The following is a 16,452-nucleotide window of genomic DNA, read 5'->3' on the forward strand; positions in this document are numbered from 1 at the left end:
TCTGGAGTGGAAGCGCGGTGACGCGTGGAGCGGACAGATACTAATCGGCCGAGGGCTTAACCCAAAGCTCAGCAAGGATGAACAAAAGACGTCAGCGTTCGCATCCGGTTTTGAAGGACCGTTCCGCGGTCCGGGCCGTCTGGCGGTCATAGCGAAGAGGTCACACCCGTTCCCATCCCGAACACGGCCGTTAAGCTCTTCTGTGCCGATGGTAGTGGGGGGCTGTCCCCCTGTGAGAGTAGGTCACTGCCAGGCAATAGGAAAACGAAGAGAGGCACTTCTCAGTCATTGAGAGGCGCCTCTCTTTTTCTGCAGTTTGAAATCACGATACAGTCGGTGCGGAAGTCTTTAACCGGACCGTCTGATCGATCGTTTTCTATGTATAAAGGTCTTAGTTTTGAAAACGTATTCTGAAAAAGAAATTGTTGTTTGATTATGGTACACTATGTTTATATGAATTTTAGCGGAGAAACGGATAATGGATGAATTTGCTTTTATTCGCCCGATTGTTCCAAAAAACAATATCATCCGCAGATCATAAAAGGAATCGGCGATGATGGTGCCTGTTTCAGGACCAATCAGGGAGAAGAGCAGCCCGTCTGTACGGATATAATGGTTGAGGACGTGCATTTTTCGCGCGGGACGATGCCGCCTTGCGCTGTGGGGCGGAAACTTGCTTCGAAGAATATCTCCGCTCCGCTTTCAACGGGGAAAATCTCTGCTTTCCCAAATAGGCAGCGTGGTTATCCTGAGAACAGGCCGGGAGTATTTCTCAGATCGGTAGGAAACTGCACAAGACTCGCTAAATCAGGATACAATCATTTTAATCAGTAATGAGGGTGATTGCCATGCATCAATGGATATGTCATTCCCCCGAAGAAACGATGGCTTTTTCTGAAAAAATAGCCGGTTACTTACGGTCCGGGGATGTTCTGACGCTTTCCGGAGATCTCGGAGCCGGTAAAACGGTTTTCACGAAAGGACTGGCGAGGGGGCTTGGGATCAGTGAACAGATCAGCAGTCCGACTTTTACAATCGTAAAGGAACACACGGGCGGACGTGTGCCCCTTTATCATATGGACGTATACCGTATCAGCGATGATGAGGATATTGGGCTGGAGGATTACTTCGACAGAGAAGGAATCGCAGTGATCGAGTGGGCGGAAAATATACCGTCCTGGCTTCCGGAAGACTATTTATCGGTTGCAATCAAACGGATTGACGATCATGACAGAGAACTCACGCTCATCCCGCACGGCCGGAGAGTTGAAAGTTTATACAGGGAGATTTTAGAGAATGAACGTACTTGCGATTGATTCATCCAATTTGGTCATGGGTGTTGCGGTGACATCAGGCGGCAAAGTGCTCGGCGAACTGATGACCAACAGCCGGAAAAATCATTCGGAACGCCTGATGCCTGCTATTGCCGGGCTGCTCGATAACGTGGGCCTGGGGCCTGGGGATCTTGATCGGATTGTGGTAGCCGAAGGGCCGGGATCATATACGGGGCTGAGGATAGGTGTGACGATTGCGAAGATGCTGGCCTGGACTTTAAAAAAAGAACTGGTCGGCGTGTCGAGCCTGGAGGTTGTGGCACAGAACGCGCGATACTTTAGCGGGTATATCGCTCCGTTTTTTGATGCGCGCCGCGGCCAGGTTTTCGCCGGGCTCTACCAATACAAAAATGGCAAAGTCATTTCGTCGATGCCAGACCGGCTTGTATTGATCAAGGACTGGATTGAAGGATTGAAGGCGCTGAACAGGCCGCTCCTTTTTTTAAGCAATGATCTGGAAAAGTGGAATGATCTTCTGAACACAGTGCCCTTGGCCGTTTTTGGCGATAAGCCGCAAAATGTACCGCATGCGGCCGAACTTGCACGGCTTGGAGAGGAAAAACAGCCGGTTCCGGACATCCATCACTTTCTGCCTGCCTATCTGCGTCTGGCTGAGGCCGAGGCAAAGTGGCTGGCCCGGCAGCAGGAGAGATAAATATGGCACAGCTAGAGGCGTTAAATATCCGGCAGATGACATTTGACGATATCGATCAGGTCATGATCGTGGAACACAGCGCCTTTGATGTTCCATGGTCGCGCCAGGCGTTTGAAAATGAACTGAGCAGCAATCAGTTCGCCACCTATTTTGTAGCTGAATATGGCGGAAAAGTCATCGGTTATTGCGGGGTGTGGGTGATTGTCGATGAGGCGCATATCACAAACCTTGCCGTGCTGAGCGGCTACAGAGGGTTCAAAGTCGGTGAGACGCTACTCCGCAGGGTGATGCTTTTTGCAAAAGTGAAACATGCGAGAACCGTCAGCTTGGAGGTTCGCGTGACCAACGATATCGCTAAAAATCTGTACCGAAAACTCGGATTCAGCAGCGGCGGTATTCGTAAAAATTATTATTCCAATAATGGTGAGGATGCACTAATCATGTGGGTGAGACTATGAGTTTGAATGTAAACCGGAAAACGATGATACTGGGGATTGAGACAAGCTGTGATGAAACAGCAGCGGCGGTGGTCGAAAACGGGACAAAGATCCTTGCCAATGCGGTAGCCTCGCAGATTGACATTCACAGGCGCTTCGGAGGGGTTGTTCCGGAAGTGGCTTCGCGCCATCACGTCGATCAGATTACAATTGTCTGCGAGGAAGCCATGCGAGAATCGGGCATTTCATGGGGCGATCTGGATGCCATAGCGGTGACTCAGGGGCCGGGCTTGATCGGTGCGCTTCTTGTCGGCGTGAACGCGGCCAAAGCACTCGCTTTTGCACATGGAATCCCTCTTGTTCCCGTGCATCATATCACGGGACATATCTACGCCAACCGTTTTGTTCATGAACTTCAGTTTCCGCTGATTGCGCTGGTTGTTTCAGGGGGCCACACCGAGCTGGTTTTTATGAAGGCGCATGGCTCCTATCAGGTGATCGGAACGACGAGGGATGATGCCGCAGGGGAGGCGTTCGATAAAGTGGCGCGAACGCTCGGACTCCCATATCCCGGGGGGCCGGAAATCGACCGTCTGGCAAAGCAGGGGAAAGCATCCATCGACTTTCCGAGGGCCTGGCTCGAAGAAGGCTCGCTCGACTTCAGCTTCAGCGGTCTGAAGTCGGCGGTCATCAACTATATTCATAACGAGAGACAGCGCGGCCGGGAAATCAGTAAAGCTGATGTTGCGGCAAGCTTCCAAGTCAGCGTCGCCGAGGTGCTTGTGAAAAAAACGATGCTGGCTGCCGGAAGATATGACATCCGGCAGCTGCTGGTTGCTGGTGGTGTTTCGGCTAACAGTCGGGTCAGAAAAGAAATGACGGCGGCGGCCGAAACACGCGGTATCCCGCTCGTGATTCCGCCGCTCAGGCTGTGCACAGATAATGCGGCGATGATTGCGGCTTCAGGAACAATCGGTTTTCTGAAGGGTATGCGGGCGGATTTGGCGCTGAACGGCAGTCCGAATCTGGCGATCGAAGATTTCTGAAAAAATGACAAGGATTCGTTAAAAAATAACAACGTTCATAAAAAGATCCGTAAATACACAAACCGGAGTGAAATATTTGATGTAAATTTCACTCCGGTTCCTTTTATTGCCTGGAAAATTATAACATATCGACTTGTGCATAACGGTCCGTTAAACTTTTTGTAGAACGCTCAAGGGGGCCCGAACCTAAACATATATCGGCCTTCGTAGAAAAATATAGGTCTTCAAAAAAATCCTCTTTTGTTTTTATTTGTGACGGCCGGGCCGGCCCTTAATAACTGTTAAGATCTCTCAGATCAGAATGTGGACATTTGGTCCTGCCGGTATAAACAGGGTCCCAATACGGGACATTTGATCCCGCTTTTACTCAGGAAATTCGTCCAATGAAAGCTGAGCCTCTTCCCACTTTTCCATTTGTCTGCCGAGGGTCTCCTTGTCTCTTTCAATCTGCTCCTGAACCTGCCGGGCTTTTTGGGTATCATTGAAAACTTCGGGTGTAAGCAGCGACTGTTCGTTTTTATCAATGATTTCTTCGAGACGGCTGATATCGGCTTCAAGCTGTTCAATTGAGCGGACGAGCTGCCGTTTCTTTTTTTTCTGCTCTTTATCTTTCAAAAACTGTTTTCTGCCGGCAGCGGGTTCATCGGCTTGCTCCTGGACAGGGGCAGACTGCGCATCCAGTTCGGCGATCTGAAGGTTTTCCGCTTTCTTGTCAATGTAATAATCATAATCGCCCAGATATTCCGTAATGCCTGCTCGCGAGAGTTCGAGCACACGGGTGGCGATATTGTTGATAAAATAGCGGTCGTGGGACACGAAGAGGATGGTGCCTGAATAATCCGTGAGCGCCGCCTCCAGCACTTCTTTGCTGTCAAGGTCCAGATGATTTGTCGGTTCATCGAGAATCAGCAGATTGTCGTGCCGCATCATCAGTTTGGCCAGCATCACCCGTGCTTTTTCGCCGCCGCTGAGCTGGGAAACAAGTTTGGAGACATCGTCCCCTGAAAAGAGAAAACCTCCGAGTACATTCCGGATCTCATTCTCAGGCTTTAGCGGATAGTCGTCCCATAATTCATTGAGTACCGTTTTTTCTGATGTCAGCCTGGTCTGCTCCTGGTCGTAATAACCGATTGTGACATGGCTTCCGAGCCTGATCTCGCCGGACAGAAGCGTTGATCCGCCGGCTATCGATTTCAGCAAGGTCGATTTGCCAATCCCGTTCGGTCCGACAAGAGCCACCCGTTCGCCTCTCGTGATATGAAAGTTAAGACCGGAAATCATTGCGGATCCGGAAGCGTAGCCTACCGATAAATCGGCAGCGGCGAGCACATCGCGTCCGCTTTGCTTTTCAATGATGAAGGAAAAGCTGGCTGATTTCTCGTCGCCGCGGGGTTTCTCCATAACCTCCATTCTTTCCAGCTGTTTGCGTCTGCTCTGCGCCCGCTTAGTTGTGGATGCGCGGACAATATTCTTCTGTACAAAATCTTCCAGACGGGTGATTTCTTTCTGCTGCTTTTCGTAGTTTTTCATCGCGATCTCGTATTCGGCCGCTCTCAGATCAAGATAGCGAGAATAGTTGCCGGTATACTTGCGTACAGAATGATTGGCAACCTCATAGACTTTGGTGGCCACTTTGTCGAGAAAATAGCGGTCGTGCGAGACGACAAGAACGCTCCCGGCATAATGCTGAAGGTATCCTTCAAGCCACGTAAGCGTCTCAATGTCCAGGTGGTTGGTCGGTTCGTCAAGAATGAGCAGGTCGGGTTTAATCAATAACAGTTTGCCGAGAGCAAGCTGTGTCTTCTGGCCGCCGGACAGGTTGCTGACAGGTGTCGTGTCCGGAAATCCGCCGAAGTTCAGGCCGTTCAGAACACTGCGAATGTCGGATTGATAGGTATAGCCGCCACTCGATTTATAGTCTGCCTGAAGCGCGTCATAGGTCTTGAGCAGCTGGTCATAGTCTTTGCCGTTTGAAAATCGTCCGGGATCGGCCATCTGCTCTTCCATCCCCCGGAGTTTCTTTTCCATGGCGATGAGCGGGCTGAAAACCGTAAGCAGTTCGTCATAAATCCCTTTTTCAGAATTCAGCGTGGCATTCTGGGGCAGGTAACCGATCGTCCTGTCCCTGGGGATGATCACTTCGCCGCTGTCGGCGCTCATAGCGCCCGCGATGATTTTCAGGAGAGTCGATTTTCCGGCGCCGTTTCGTCCGACAAGCGCGACCCGTTCTCCAAACTTCACCTCAATCGAGATATTCGATAAAATAAGTTCAGCGGCAAAAGATTTGCTGATCTTGTTTGTTTGCAGGAGTATCATTCTCTTTCACCTCAAAAATCCAGGGCACGCCGAATGTGCGGCGTTTGCTTTTAATTAGTCAGGCAGGGTTCTTTTTTATTGTAGCCTAATCCTGTTTTATTCGGCAACTGCCCGGCGGGAGGATCGTGTCTGAGAAAAAGCAGGGCAATCTCGTAAGGATTCGAACAAATCAAGTACTGAATGATGTATAGTGTAGAAGGGATGTCCCGGCCGGTACCGAATATCGCCGGATGATGCAGGAAAAAGTGTGTGCCGCCGGGTATTCCGTGGGAGGGTTGAAACGATGTCAAATCAAAGAGTACCGCAGGCGACGGCCGAGCGGCTGCCGATCTATTACCGGTCTCTGCAGCGTCTCGTGTCTATCGGAAAGACACGGATCTCGTCTTCCGAGCTGGGGAAGATCGTGCAGGTGGATTCAACAACGATTCGAAAGGATTTTTCCTATTTCGGGGCGCTGGGGAGAAAGGGATATGGATACAATACCCAGCGGCTGCTTGACTTTTTAGGCAAAACACTTTATCAGGACGAACTGTCCAAGGTGATCTTGATTGGTGTCGGTCACCTGGGAACAGCCCTCCTGAATCATAATTTTAAAAAAAATAATAATACGCAGATCGTAAAGGCCTATGATATTAATCCTTCGAAAACCGGGCAGCAGATTGGCGGTACGGTCATCCATCATATGAGGGATCTGGCGACCGATGACAACCGCGACATCGCCGCGGCCATGTTGACAGTTCCGGCGGATCAAGCGCAGAGTGTGGCTGAACAGGCGATGGCATCGGGGATTCGCGGTTTTTTGAATTTTTCCCCTGTCAGACTCTCTCTTCCGCCGGATGTGTATGTGAGGCACGTCGATATGACGGTGGAGCTTCAGGCCCTGATCTACTTTCTGAATCACGGGATGGAGGAGAAACAATCCGAATGATACTTGCATGGATAAAGTGGTAAAATACAAACGTGATGCTCCGGGGAATCGCTGAAAAAGCGGCGAAGATTGATAATCTTTTAAAACATAGTCCTTGGGGAGACAATACAGGGGTGGAATACACAGTATGATACAGTTAAAATCACAAAAAGAAATTGCCGAGATGAAAAAGTCCGGTCAGCTGCTCGCGCTGGCGCACAAGAAAATCAAATCAATGATTAAGCCCGGCATCACCACATGGGAAATCGAAGAATTTGTCAACGACTTTCTTGAGAAACATGGGGCGATACCCGAAGAAAAGGGATTCGAGGGTTATCAATTTGCGACGTGCGCTTCAGTCAATGATGAGATCTGTCACGGATTTCCAAATAAAAAGCCGCTGAAAAACGGTGATATTGTGACGATCGATATGGTGGTCAACCTGAACGGCGCGCTGTCGGATTCGGCGTGGAGTTATGGGGTAGGAACCATCTCCGATGAAGCGGAGCATCTGCTGAAGACAACGGAGGAAGCCCTGTATGCGGGCATCAAGCAATCCATTGTCGGTAATCGGCTGGGCGATATCGGCCACGCGATTCAAGAATATGCCGAGTCCAGGGGTTTGAGTGTTGTGCGCGAGTTTGTCGGCCACGGCATCGGGCCGACGATGCATGAAGATCCGCCGGTGGCTCACTACGGCAGACCCGGGCGCGGGCTCCGTCTCAGAGAAGGCATGACGATTACGATTGAACCGATGCTCAATATTGGCGACTGGCGGTCAAAGATCGACGCCAACGGCTGGACGGCGCGGACCATCGACGGATCGCTTTCCGCTCAGTACGAACACACGCTGGCGATCACAAAAGAAGGTCCGGAAATTCTCACGGCGCTGGACGGCGATGCTGAACAATAAAAACACGGGACCCTGCGGGATCCCGTGTTTTTTTAATGAACCATCAGTTGAAGAAATGCCGGCGCCGGAACATTCAGGCTGATCGCGACAACGATTGCGTTCATCGCAGCGTGCATGAACATGTTGACGGCAATCCTTCCCGTCTTTCTGTAGGCATAGCAGAGAAAGAACCCGATGACGAAATAGATGAGAAGATGCTGTATATCCAGATGCCCGAAGGCAAAAATAATGGAACTGATCGATGCGGCCAGAATGAAGCCCATCTTTTTACGAAGACTGCCATAGAGTATTTTCCGGAAGACGATCTCTTCCAGCATCGGGCCGATAACGGCAACCGCCAGAAGAAATAGCGGCGACATCCGGGCAATTTGAACAACATTCTGCGTGTGCGCCGATTTCGGCGGTTCGCCGAATATGAAAATATTGATGAGAGAGGCGAGAATCTGCAGAGCGAACAGAGCGATAACACCCCCGATCGCCCATAGCAGGGACACACTTGCCGGCGCGCGTCCCCCTGCTCTCATGTGGCGCTCGGGAAGCAGGAGAATCAGCACGATGATCAAGGTCAGAAAAAATATAGCGGTCATGACGATGCCGTAACCCTGGCCCTTGGGAAAGAATCCGGTCAGCCACAGGAAACCGGGGATCAGGGGTGACAGGAAACAAATCAGGTAAATAATGGCGATGGATATGTATCTTTTCGTCAAGTACGACACCTCGTGTTCTCTAAAATTTTTATCAGAGCATTGGAAGGCCCGGCGCGGGTTTCGGTTATGGGCGGGATGATTGAGATACGCCGCCGCATTCATGCCTTATATATTTTAACACAGTCGTGTGTTCATCTCATTTTTCCGCAGTACATAGTACCGCACGGGCTGTCCATCCCCCAATACTATTCGTCTATGGCCGGAATATATGCCTTCGGTCCGCAAGACCAGTTTCCAGCAAGTCTTTTTCTATAGACAAACCATGTCCGGAAACTGCGGTTTTGCCGGGCCGTAAACCAAGCGGCGAGACCCGGCGCAAGACGCAAGCATATTTTTTATGAAAAACTTGCAAATCAAAATGGAATTGATTATTATATTAAATGGATTAGCACTCGGACGAATAGAGTGCTAACAAAGTACTTTACTTAACATTTAATTTAAGGAGGGTATTTTTTTCATGTTAAAGCCATTGGGTGATCGCATCGTTATCGAACCACAAGAAAAAGAAGAAAAAACTGCAAGTGGTATCGTGCTGCCGGACTCGGCGAAAGAGAAGCCGCAGGAAGGACGGGTCGTCGCTGTCGGTGCAGGCAAAGTCTCCGATACAGGCGAGCGCATTGCGCTTGATGTAAAAGAGGGAGAAAAAGTCCTCTTCTCAAAATACGCCGGCACGGAAGTTAAATATGACGGCAAGACTTATCTGGTTGTTCGTCAGGACGACATTCTGGCAGTCATTGAATAAATCAATCGATTAATATTCAGGAGGGACTATCCACGATGGCAAAAGAAATTAAGTTTGGCGAAGAAGCCCGCCGCTCTATGCTTCGCGGCGTTGACGTTCTGGCAGATGCAGTGAAAGTGACGCTTGGACCGAAAGGCCGCAATGTTGTACTGGACAAAAAATACGGCTCACCGCTGATTACAAATGACGGTGTTACGATTGCGAAAGAAATCGAGCTTGAAGATAAATTTGAAAATATGGGCGCGCGTCTTGTTTCCGAAGTGGCCAGCAAGACAAATGATGTGGCCGGTGACGGAACGACGACCGCTACGGTTCTCGCTCAGGCGATGATCCGCGAAGGCCTGAAGAACGTAACTTCCGGAGCAAACCCGATGGGCATCCGCCGCGGGATTGAAAAAGCAACTCAGGCGGCCGTTGAAGGGCTGAAAAAGATCTCAAAACCGATCGAAGGCAAAGCATCGATCGCACAGGTTGCCGCTATTTCTTCAGCGGATGAAAAAGTCGGCGAACTGATTGCCGAAGCCATGGAAAAAGTCGGCAACGACGGTGTTGTCACGATTGAAGAATCCAAGGGCTTCGCAACAGAACTGGATGTCGTAGAAGGCATGCAGTTTGACCGCGGCTATGCATCGGCCTATATGGTTACCGATCAGGACAAGATGGAAGCTTCCCTTGAAAATCCATACATTTTGATTACTGACAAAAAGATCTCGAACATTCAGGAAATCCTGCCTGTTCTCGAAAAAGTCGTTCAGCAGGGCAAATCAATGCTGATTATTGCTGAAGACGTTGAAGGCGAAGCGCTGGCCACACTCGTTGTCAATAAACTCCGCGGCACTTTCAATGCAGTTGCTGTCAAGGCTCCGGGCTTCGGCGACCGCAGAAAAGCGATGCTTGAAGATATCGCGATTCTGACCGGAGGAGAAGTCATCACTGAAGACCTCGGTCTGGATCTCAAATCAACGACGATTGAACAATTGGGAACGGCAGCCAAAGTCATTGTCACAAAAGACAATACGACGATTGTAGAAGGCGCCGGCGAATCCGATAAGATTGCCGGACGTGTCGGACAGATCAAAGCACAGCTGGAAGAAACCACTTCCGACTTCGACAAAGAAAAACTGCAGGAACGATTGGCTAAACTGGCCGGCGGCGTTGCGGTTATCAAGGTCGGTGCGGCTACGGAAACTGAACTGAAGGAACGCAAGCTGCGCATTGAAGACGCGCTGAACTCGACACGCGCCGCAGTTCAGGAAGGTATCGTCGCAGGCGGCGGCACGGCCCTTGCCAACGTGATTAAGGATGTAGCCGCGGTCCAGGCTGAAGGCGACGAAAAGACCGGCGTGAACATCGTCATTCGCGCACTGGAAGAACCGGTTCGTCAGATTGGCGAAAATGCGGGTCTGGAAGGCTCCGTCATTGTTGAAAAGCTGAAAGGCCAAAAACCTGGCATCGGCTACGACGCAGCCAAAGACGAATGGGTAGACATGATCGCTGCCGGTATCGTTGACCCGACTAAGGTGACACGTTCGGCTCTGCAAAATGCCGCTTCAGTTTCAGCCATGCTCCTGACGACCGAAGCAGTCGTAGCCGACAAGCCGGAAGAACATCCGGAAGCAGGCATGCCTGCAGGCGGCCCTGGCATGGGCGGCATGATGTAATAAAATCCTGAAGCCCTTGTGCATCAAGGATTTCAGATGATTATCAACTTTTTATGTGCCAAATATGTGCCATAAATTGAATAATAATCGAAATTAGAGGTTTCTCATGAGGTTTCCAAACTTTTGAGAAGCCTCTTTTTTTCGTGTCTTTGTGACGTGTAAATAGATTTTTTTGGTCGTATCATCATCGACATGACCAAGACGCTCCATGATACGAATCAAGTCAACTCCAGCTTCTGCTAATAAAGAAGCATGTGTATGGCGAAGCGAATGTGGTGTTAGTACCTTTTGAATTCCCGTGTGTTTTTTTAAAATGGTCTTCATTCGAGATTCAATCGTATGAACGTACATGGGATAACCAAAATAGGGTGCATAGGTCCTACCTAAAACGAATCCCTCATCATGGTATCGATCTTGCAATAGAAGTTTCAATTGATTCTGCAACGATTTATGGGTTTTAAGGACAGAGACAACTTCATCAGACAGGTCTTCGTGTGGGTGAATTAGCGGCGCTGAAATGGAAAAATATTGATTTTAAAGAAAAAACGATCAGTGTAACTAAAACGTATTATAATCCAACAGGTTCCAGCTGGTGACACGTTGTGGGGGCTCTCATTATCCAAATACATAACGCTTGCCCATCTGGAAGCGATGAATGGACTTCACTCATCGTTAATCTTTCCAGGAGAAAAGTTGAAATATTAATTGCATTATCGCCCGGCTTTATGCCGGGTATACATAAGGTTTATAATAGCATACAGGAAATGTGGTATTTTGTGGAAAAAGAGGGCGGAAAGCAGATGAGAATACGGCGTATATTAGATGTCATCATCATCACTTTGTTTCTGTCATTTGTCTTGTTTGCAACTTATAATGCGCTTGGGAAACCGTTAACTCTTCATCATGCTATGACACGTATATTTAAGGATCGAGTGAACGAATATAGTATTAAAAATCGCATGCTGATCATCTCAGCAGATGAAATGGGATGGGATGGGAGTCAGTGGACAGCAGATGAAGCGATTGCCGAGGGGAGAAGAGACATTTTTTCAGCATTTCAGGCAGTTAGAGAATATGATCCAAGCATCAAGTCTGTTCAGATCACGGTGACGTATTTAAAGCAGCCGTTGTTCACAGAATCGGCGATGGTTAACCAATAACCATAACAGGGAGACTGCGAACACGCGGGCTCTTTTTTTATACACAAAAATCCCCGCGTCATAGCGCAGGGAAGCGGGGAATAGATATGTTGCATATTTACTCTTTATTAGACGACCTTAAACTTTCCTCTTTCTCACGGATGAGATCTTTCAGTTCATCAAGGTCTGCTTGGTTAGCATCGATCCTTATAAACGATTTGGCCGTTGATTTTTTGGACATGTACCGTTTACGCTCATGGTTTTTTGCTTCCCAATTTCGAGACGCCTTTATCTGCGCTTCACTGGTTTTTTTCCCTGGCATATTAATCAGCTCTTTCCTTTTAGGGTTAGTATAAGCAAAATAATCCATGCAACAGCGACAAGCAATCCGAGGACCTTCATGTAAATCGGCGAAAAATCAGCAGTAGTAGCCCATACAAAAGTTACAAAAGCAGGGATGGCAATGGCTTTATATTTTTTCTTCATAATTTTTCAGCGCTAGGGTATAATAAATATAAGGGTGAGGGGCTTACGCCCCTCGGGATTATTCGCCGGGGGTTCTTGTCTGCTTTCAGCTTTTCTCTGATAATGATGGCACTCACTGTCAGAGTTGCTAAGCCGTTTAGCACATCAAGAACCTTTTTCATCTCCCTTCCACTCTTTCATTATAACACATGTGTTATAATAGTCAACTGTTTGTAGTATTTTTTTCCAAAAAAATACCCTACGCCGAAACGTAGGGTATGGGATAAAAGGGTATGGGCCAAACGATCACAGTATGGACATTTTCAATGATGAAAATACTCTTTAATCCGTTCCCCAATCCACTCGGCAGCGGCGGTCTTATGGTAATGAACGGTAAACACACGGCCCCGGACATTCACTTCGTAGCTGAGCCAGTCGCGTCGAGTTATCCGAATATGATGGTCGAACACAGCGTCTTTATTCTTCCGCATATCAGCTGCGAGGCGGTGAATGGCCTCGTCGATATTTGAAATATACAGGTCCTTAAACTTGGTATTCGTGATATTGATGACCTTGCGATTGCGCTGCAGGGCCAGCTTAATAAGCGATAGAAAGATGTATTCTCGAATGATTTGTTTTTCATCCTCACGCAGTTGGTTGTCCATCACCATGAGACTCACCTCGTCAATATTATATGCGAATATATGTTCCTTTTATACTGGAAATAAAAAACAAACGTTCGCATAATTAAATCTCATTAATTTTTTCCTAGATTTTACTTATACAACTGATATAGTATTTATATTGAATTTTTTTAGATCGGAGATGCAGTTTTGACAAAATACATATTAAAAAAACCAATAATTGCACTCATAGCAATTACTATATTAGGAACATTGATACGGATTTTGGGTGCAAATTGGGGTATGCCAGTACCACTCAATCCAGATGAAGGAACAATTGTGGACTCAGCCATTCGGATGACAGAGCACCATTCTTTTGAGCCAGACATGTTTGCTCGACCAGATCACCTTGAAATTCAGATCAATATGATTGTTGACGTATTCATCTCTCATGTTTTTTATAAATTACCAATACAGGAAATGGCACAGTTTCATAAAGATCTTCTTTTTACGTCTGCCAGGGTAATTACCGCTCTGTTTGGAGTCGGTATGATTGTTCTGAGTTATCTTATCGGTGTGAAGATTAAAAAAGCGATCGGTTTGATTGCTGCACTTATTTTTGCTTTGTTTCCGGGTTTTATTGAATATTCCCATTATGCATCGCCTGATATCCCGACTGGCTTTTTTATGCTTTTGTGCATCTATTTTTGTATTCGATATATGCAAAAGCCCGCGGTAAGTAACTTAGCGTTAATATGCCTATCCATATCTGCATTTATTGCCGTTAAATACCCTGGACTCATTCTTTGTTCTTTTGTCGCGATCATTGTAATTCTGCGTGGAATTGAAGACAGGAGCCTCAAAAGAATATTTGCACATGGCTTGATGGCAATGATCATGGTACCTGGATTTCTGTTTCTTATTTCTCCAGTACTGTTTACCAATTACCAAGCGGTAAAAGCATCATTAATAGGTGAGTCGAATCCAATACGTCCTGGAGCGGATGGGTTAGGATACTGGGGAAATCTTCTTTTCTACTTTCAAACATATCTATCCTATAGTGGACTCATTCTTTTTTTCTTTTTTCTGTGCGGCATATATGCCTTTATAAAAAAGAAGGTGGATATAAAACTCATTCCAATCTTTTTTGGGCTTATTTATTTCGTCATGCTAAGTTATATTGGTCTGCATTGGGAAAGATGGGCTGTTCCAATGTATGTTTCACCGCTGCTTATTTCATCCGTCGGCGTATATTTTGTCTATCGTTATCTGAAAAATTACGGGTTAAAAAAGGGCAATCTTTTTAAAACATTTTTCTATGTTGCGTTTTCGATTGTATTACTAAATCTTTCGATTACATCAATGGCTAAATTGATTAATTTTCTTGTTCCCGATACTCGCGTAGCTTCACAGTCATATTGTCGGGCAAATAACGTTAACGTTGAAAATACAAATTTCGAAGGCTATTCACCACTGTTTCCCACATCTCCTAAACTTTTAGACCCATTGTTAAATAACGGCGGGAAGTACTACGAGACAAATCCTAAGATCAAGTACATTTTGCTCAGCAATCAGGTTTATGGTAGATATACATTTGATCCCCAAAGATTTAAGGAACAAAACGATCTATTAAATGGAATAGCGACACAGTATAAGCTTATTAAGGAATATACACCCGCACAACTAAAAAGTTCACCTTTTGACCTTTTGAATATCATATACAGCGCTAAATATTTGTACCAGGTTCAACAAAAGCATTATGTAGGGCCCTTATTAAAGTTCTACAAAGTAAATGAGGTAAACTATAAAAGCTAACTAACAGCAACACAAAAAGTTAAAAAACACAGATAAAAATATCCTTCCATTAACTTCGGATGGATATTTTTTTCATGTGCCGATTATGTGCCGAAATTCGACTAATGATAAACAAGCGTGTCTATTTTATCTATGTAATTTATTGATTATTTAACCATAAAATGCGCCCATATAAGAACACACATTCTCGTAAATATTAATGTGATATGGGCGGCATGATGTGATAAAATTCTGAAGCCCTTGTGCATCAAGGATTTCGGGACATATAGACCCGTTCTCTGGGTACTTAATAGGTCATAAATTCAAAAGGCGTTTCTCATGTGTTCTCCGAACATAAGAGAGACGCCTTTTTCGCACTATAGGAAAGTATAAAATTTTAAGGATTATCAGTGTAAGCGACCGAACAGATCGCCTTGTCCTGCGGCACGTTCGGCATTAGGCCGTCCTGGCGCCCGCAACTAAGGCTTTAGCCTGCGTCAGGGCTTGGCTTCGCCAAGTTTTCTAATGTTTTGGTTACGTGCAGATCGTTTCATCGTGTCATTATCCACGTGACTAACACGGTTCATAATACGTTCAAGAATGACCCCTGCCAGCGGGGGGTATATGTTTGCCGAAGCCCGTAAGGTAAGGCGCACTTGTTTTCGATCATCCTATGTTTCATAATGGATGCCAGGATGTGACGGTGTGCGGATCCATCGGTTAGCCAGGATACGCGATGGGTGGCAGGAGGTGATGAGGACAGTTAATATATGGATAAGCACCATTCTAGCAACCATACCCTGACTATATGGATCTTGCACTATATATCTATCTCTCTTCATCGAATATCCCAGGCTATTAATGCTGGACTGCGACAGACATGCATCAGGAGGTCCGATAACAATTTTTTGTCCTTGTAAAGGAGCCAAAGCCTGTTTCAACTGATGGGGAACTTGGTTCCACGGGGTCGGATTATACAACCATACAGGCGGGGAAAATATTGTTCATTTTTTGTACAGTTCATGCTGCTATATTTTTGTGGGGAGCATTTATATACTTTTTCAAAAGTTCTTGCGGGCAAAGTATTTGATTTGTCCGGCAAGAACTTTTTAATTCTGATAAATGATTATCCGGCTTGCTCATTTAACCGGGCAAAATACGTCCTGAATGTTTGAGAACCGATCAACAATGGAAGATCATCGTTCCGCTCTACTGATTTGGGCGGTCAGTGCCGGATAAAAAACCCGAATTATGTTCTGATTATTCGCACTTATTGATTCGAGGCCGCTTACTGATGATTCTCAACCAGTTACTGTCGATTCTCTGCTCTTTACTGTTGATTCTCAAACGTTTTCTGTCGATTCTCTGCCCTTTACTGTTGATTGTCCGGCTGTTTGCTTCTGTGAAAACATGGAGGCAGGCTTTTTCAGCCCATTTTTTCACAATTTAGCTTCTAAATGTTGAGATGATTGTTAAACGGGCCCAATTGTCGCCGAGTGAAGAAAAGTCCGCCCCATTTTTCATCGGTTTGTTTAATCCAGTTGTGATCTGATATGAGCTGCCGGTACGATCAGTTTCCGATAAATAAAATCGTAAGGACCTGAAGAAGTTTTTTAATTTTGCCTGAAGACAGGGGGGCGGAGCATACTGAGAGGAAAAAGTTTGCAAATGGTTGACACGGCGGCAATAGCGCTTTTTATTTTTTCTGCTTTA

Annotated in this window: 15 protein-coding genes, 1 rRNA gene and 1 pseudogene; 12 read left to right on the forward strand and 5 right to left on the reverse strand. The window is 46.7% G+C overall.

The features are described 5' to 3' along the window. Positions 1-138 precede the first annotated feature (138 nt). The 5 genes from rrf (at position 139) to tsaD (ending at position 3,472) form a co-directional block, all read left to right on the forward strand. Positions 139-255 (forward strand): 5S ribosomal RNA (rrf, locus tag IEX81_RS14260). 593 nt (positions 256-848) lie between these two features. After that, positions 849-1,316 (forward strand): tRNA (adenosine(37)-N6)-threonylcarbamoyltransferase complex ATPase subunit type 1 TsaE, encoded by a 468-nt coding sequence (tsaE, locus tag IEX81_RS14265; RefSeq protein ID WP_188804555.1) that lies wholly within the window; start codon positions 849-851, stop codon positions 1,314-1,316. Then, positions 1,297-1,989 carry a tRNA (adenosine(37)-N6)-threonylcarbamoyltransferase complex dimerization subunit type 1 TsaB gene (tsaB, locus tag IEX81_RS14270; RefSeq protein WP_188804557.1) on the forward strand — a complete coding sequence of 231 codons (693 nt, stop codon included), beginning with the start codon at positions 1,297-1,299 and terminating at the stop codon, positions 1,987-1,989. Before tsaE ends, tsaB begins: the two co-directional genes overlap by 20 nt. Positions 1,990-1,991: 2 nt before the next feature. Further along, the gene (gene rimI, locus IEX81_RS14275) at positions 1,992-2,447 is read left to right on the forward strand and encodes a ribosomal protein S18-alanine N-acetyltransferase (protein ID WP_188804559.1); all 456 of its coding nucleotides are present in this window, start codon (positions 1,992-1,994) and stop codon (positions 2,445-2,447) included. Next, the gene (gene tsaD, locus IEX81_RS14280; protein WP_188804561.1) at positions 2,444-3,472 is read left to right on the forward strand and encodes a tRNA (adenosine(37)-N6)-threonylcarbamoyltransferase complex transferase subunit TsaD; all 1,029 of its coding nucleotides are present in this window, start codon (positions 2,444-2,446) and stop codon (positions 3,470-3,472) included. The genes rimI and tsaD overlap by 4 nt, the downstream gene beginning before the upstream one ends. A 363-nt stretch (positions 3,473-3,835) precedes the next feature. Here the strand turns inward: tsaD and IEX81_RS14285 are convergent, their stop codons facing one another. Next, entirely contained in the window at positions 3,836-5,788 is a 1,953-nt protein-coding gene (locus tag IEX81_RS14285; protein ID WP_188804563.1) for an ABC-F family ATP-binding cassette domain-containing protein, read from the reverse strand. 283 nt (positions 5,789-6,071) lie between these two features. Between IEX81_RS14285 and IEX81_RS14290 the strand changes: the two genes are divergently transcribed. Continuing rightward, a complete protein-coding gene (locus IEX81_RS14290; protein WP_188804565.1) occupies positions 6,072-6,716 on the forward strand; it encodes a redox-sensing transcriptional repressor Rex in 645 nt (214 codons plus the stop codon). A gap of 127 nt (positions 6,717-6,843) precedes the next feature. After that, complete coding sequence (gene map / locus IEX81_RS14295; RefSeq protein ID WP_188804567.1) at positions 6,844-7,608, forward strand: type I methionyl aminopeptidase; 765 nt, start codon at positions 6,844-6,846, stop codon at positions 7,606-7,608. Between the two features lie 32 nt (positions 7,609-7,640). Here map and IEX81_RS14300 read toward each other — a convergent pair whose 3' ends face one another. Beyond that, complete coding sequence (locus IEX81_RS14300; protein WP_188804570.1) at positions 7,641-8,315, reverse strand: CPBP family intramembrane glutamic endopeptidase; 675 nt, start codon at positions 8,313-8,315, stop codon at positions 7,641-7,643. A 457-nt stretch (positions 8,316-8,772) separates the two neighbouring features. Here IEX81_RS14300 and groES point away from each other — a divergent pair, with 457 nt between their 5' ends. Then, positions 8,773-9,057 carry a co-chaperone GroES gene (gene groES, locus IEX81_RS14305; protein WP_188804572.1) on the forward strand — a complete coding sequence of 95 codons (285 nt, stop codon included), beginning with the start codon at positions 8,773-8,775 and terminating at the stop codon, positions 9,055-9,057. Positions 9,058-9,092: 35 nt separating this feature from the next. Next, positions 9,093-10,718, forward strand: a complete 1,626-nt coding sequence (gene groL / locus IEX81_RS14310) for a chaperonin GroEL (protein WP_188804574.1) — start codon at positions 9,093-9,095, stop codon at positions 10,716-10,718. A 93-nt stretch (positions 10,719-10,811) separates the two neighbouring features. On the opposite strand, the gene IEX81_RS14315 is transcribed toward groL, so the two are convergent. Further along, complete coding sequence (locus IEX81_RS14315) at positions 10,812-11,237, reverse strand: tyrosine-type recombinase/integrase (RefSeq protein WP_308424092.1); 426 nt, start codon at positions 11,235-11,237, stop codon at positions 10,812-10,814. Between IEX81_RS14315 and IEX81_RS14320 the strand changes: the two are divergent. Both IEX81_RS14320 and IEX81_RS14330 read left to right on the forward strand, forming a co-directional pair. Continuing rightward, positions 11,192-11,305 (forward strand): annotated as a pseudogene (locus IEX81_RS14320) (tyrosine-type recombinase/integrase); the annotation flags it as partial. The gene IEX81_RS14315 and the pseudogene IEX81_RS14320 overlap by 46 nt on opposite strands. Before the next feature lie 189 nt (positions 11,306-11,494). Continuing rightward, positions 11,495-11,878 (forward strand): hypothetical protein, encoded by a 384-nt coding sequence (locus tag IEX81_RS14330; RefSeq protein ID WP_188804579.1) that lies wholly within the window; start codon positions 11,495-11,497, stop codon positions 11,876-11,878. A 97-nt stretch (positions 11,879-11,975) separates the two neighbouring features. Here the strand turns inward: IEX81_RS14330 and IEX81_RS14335 are convergent, their stop codons facing one another. Both IEX81_RS14335 and IEX81_RS14340 read right to left on the reverse strand, forming a co-directional pair. Continuing rightward, positions 11,976-12,179, reverse strand: a complete 204-nt coding sequence (locus tag IEX81_RS14335) for a hypothetical protein (RefSeq protein WP_188804580.1) — start codon at positions 12,177-12,179, stop codon at positions 11,976-11,978. A 466-nt stretch (positions 12,180-12,645) separates the two neighbouring features. Next, complete coding sequence (locus tag IEX81_RS14340; RefSeq protein ID WP_188804581.1) at positions 12,646-12,993, reverse strand: YhjD family protein; 348 nt, start codon at positions 12,991-12,993, stop codon at positions 12,646-12,648. Between the two features lie 162 nt (positions 12,994-13,155). Between IEX81_RS14340 and IEX81_RS14345 the strand changes: the two genes are divergently transcribed. Next, the gene (locus IEX81_RS14345; protein WP_188804582.1) at positions 13,156-14,760 is read left to right on the forward strand and encodes an ArnT family glycosyltransferase; all 1,605 of its coding nucleotides are present in this window, start codon (positions 13,156-13,158) and stop codon (positions 14,758-14,760) included. Positions 14,761-16,452: the final 1,692 nt, after the last annotated feature.

The organism is Sporolactobacillus putidus (genome assembly GCF_014647035.1).
In the GTDB taxonomy this organism is placed as follows: Bacteria; Bacillota; Bacilli; order Bacillales; family Sporolactobacillaceae; genus Sporolactobacillus; species Sporolactobacillus putidus.

Bases quoted from the DNA above. Each gene is read 5' to 3' on its own strand.
- IEX81_RS14290 (WP_188804565.1), top strand. From the start codon at position 6,072: ATGTCAAATCAAAGAGTACCGCAGGCGACGGCCGAGCGGCTGCCGATC.
- map (WP_188804567.1), top strand. From the start codon at position 6,844: ATGATACAGTTAAAATCACAAAAAGAAATTGCCGAGATGAAAAAGTCC.
- tsaB (WP_188804557.1), top strand. From the start codon at position 1,297: ATGAACGTACTTGCGATTGATTCATCCAATTTGGTCATGGGTGTTGCG.
- tsaD (WP_188804561.1), top strand. From the start codon at position 2,444: ATGAGTTTGAATGTAAACCGGAAAACGATGATACTGGGGATTGAGACA.
- rimI (WP_188804559.1), top strand. From the start codon at position 1,992: ATGGCACAGCTAGAGGCGTTAAATATCCGGCAGATGACATTTGACGAT.
- IEX81_RS14340 (WP_188804581.1), bottom strand. From the start codon at position 12,993: ATGGTGATGGACAACCAACTGCGTGAGGATGAAAAACAAATCATTCGA.
- IEX81_RS14285 (WP_188804563.1), bottom strand. From the start codon at position 5,788: ATGATACTCCTGCAAACAAACAAGATCAGCAAATCTTTTGCCGCTGAA.
- groL (WP_188804574.1), top strand. From the start codon at position 9,093: ATGGCAAAAGAAATTAAGTTTGGCGAAGAAGCCCGCCGCTCTATGCTT.
- tsaE (WP_188804555.1), top strand. From the start codon at position 849: ATGCATCAATGGATATGTCATTCCCCCGAAGAAACGATGGCTTTTTCT.
- groES (WP_188804572.1), top strand. From the start codon at position 8,773: ATGTTAAAGCCATTGGGTGATCGCATCGTTATCGAACCACAAGAAAAA.
- IEX81_RS14335 (WP_188804580.1), bottom strand. From the start codon at position 12,179: ATGCCAGGGAAAAAAACCAGTGAAGCGCAGATAAAGGCGTCTCGAAAT.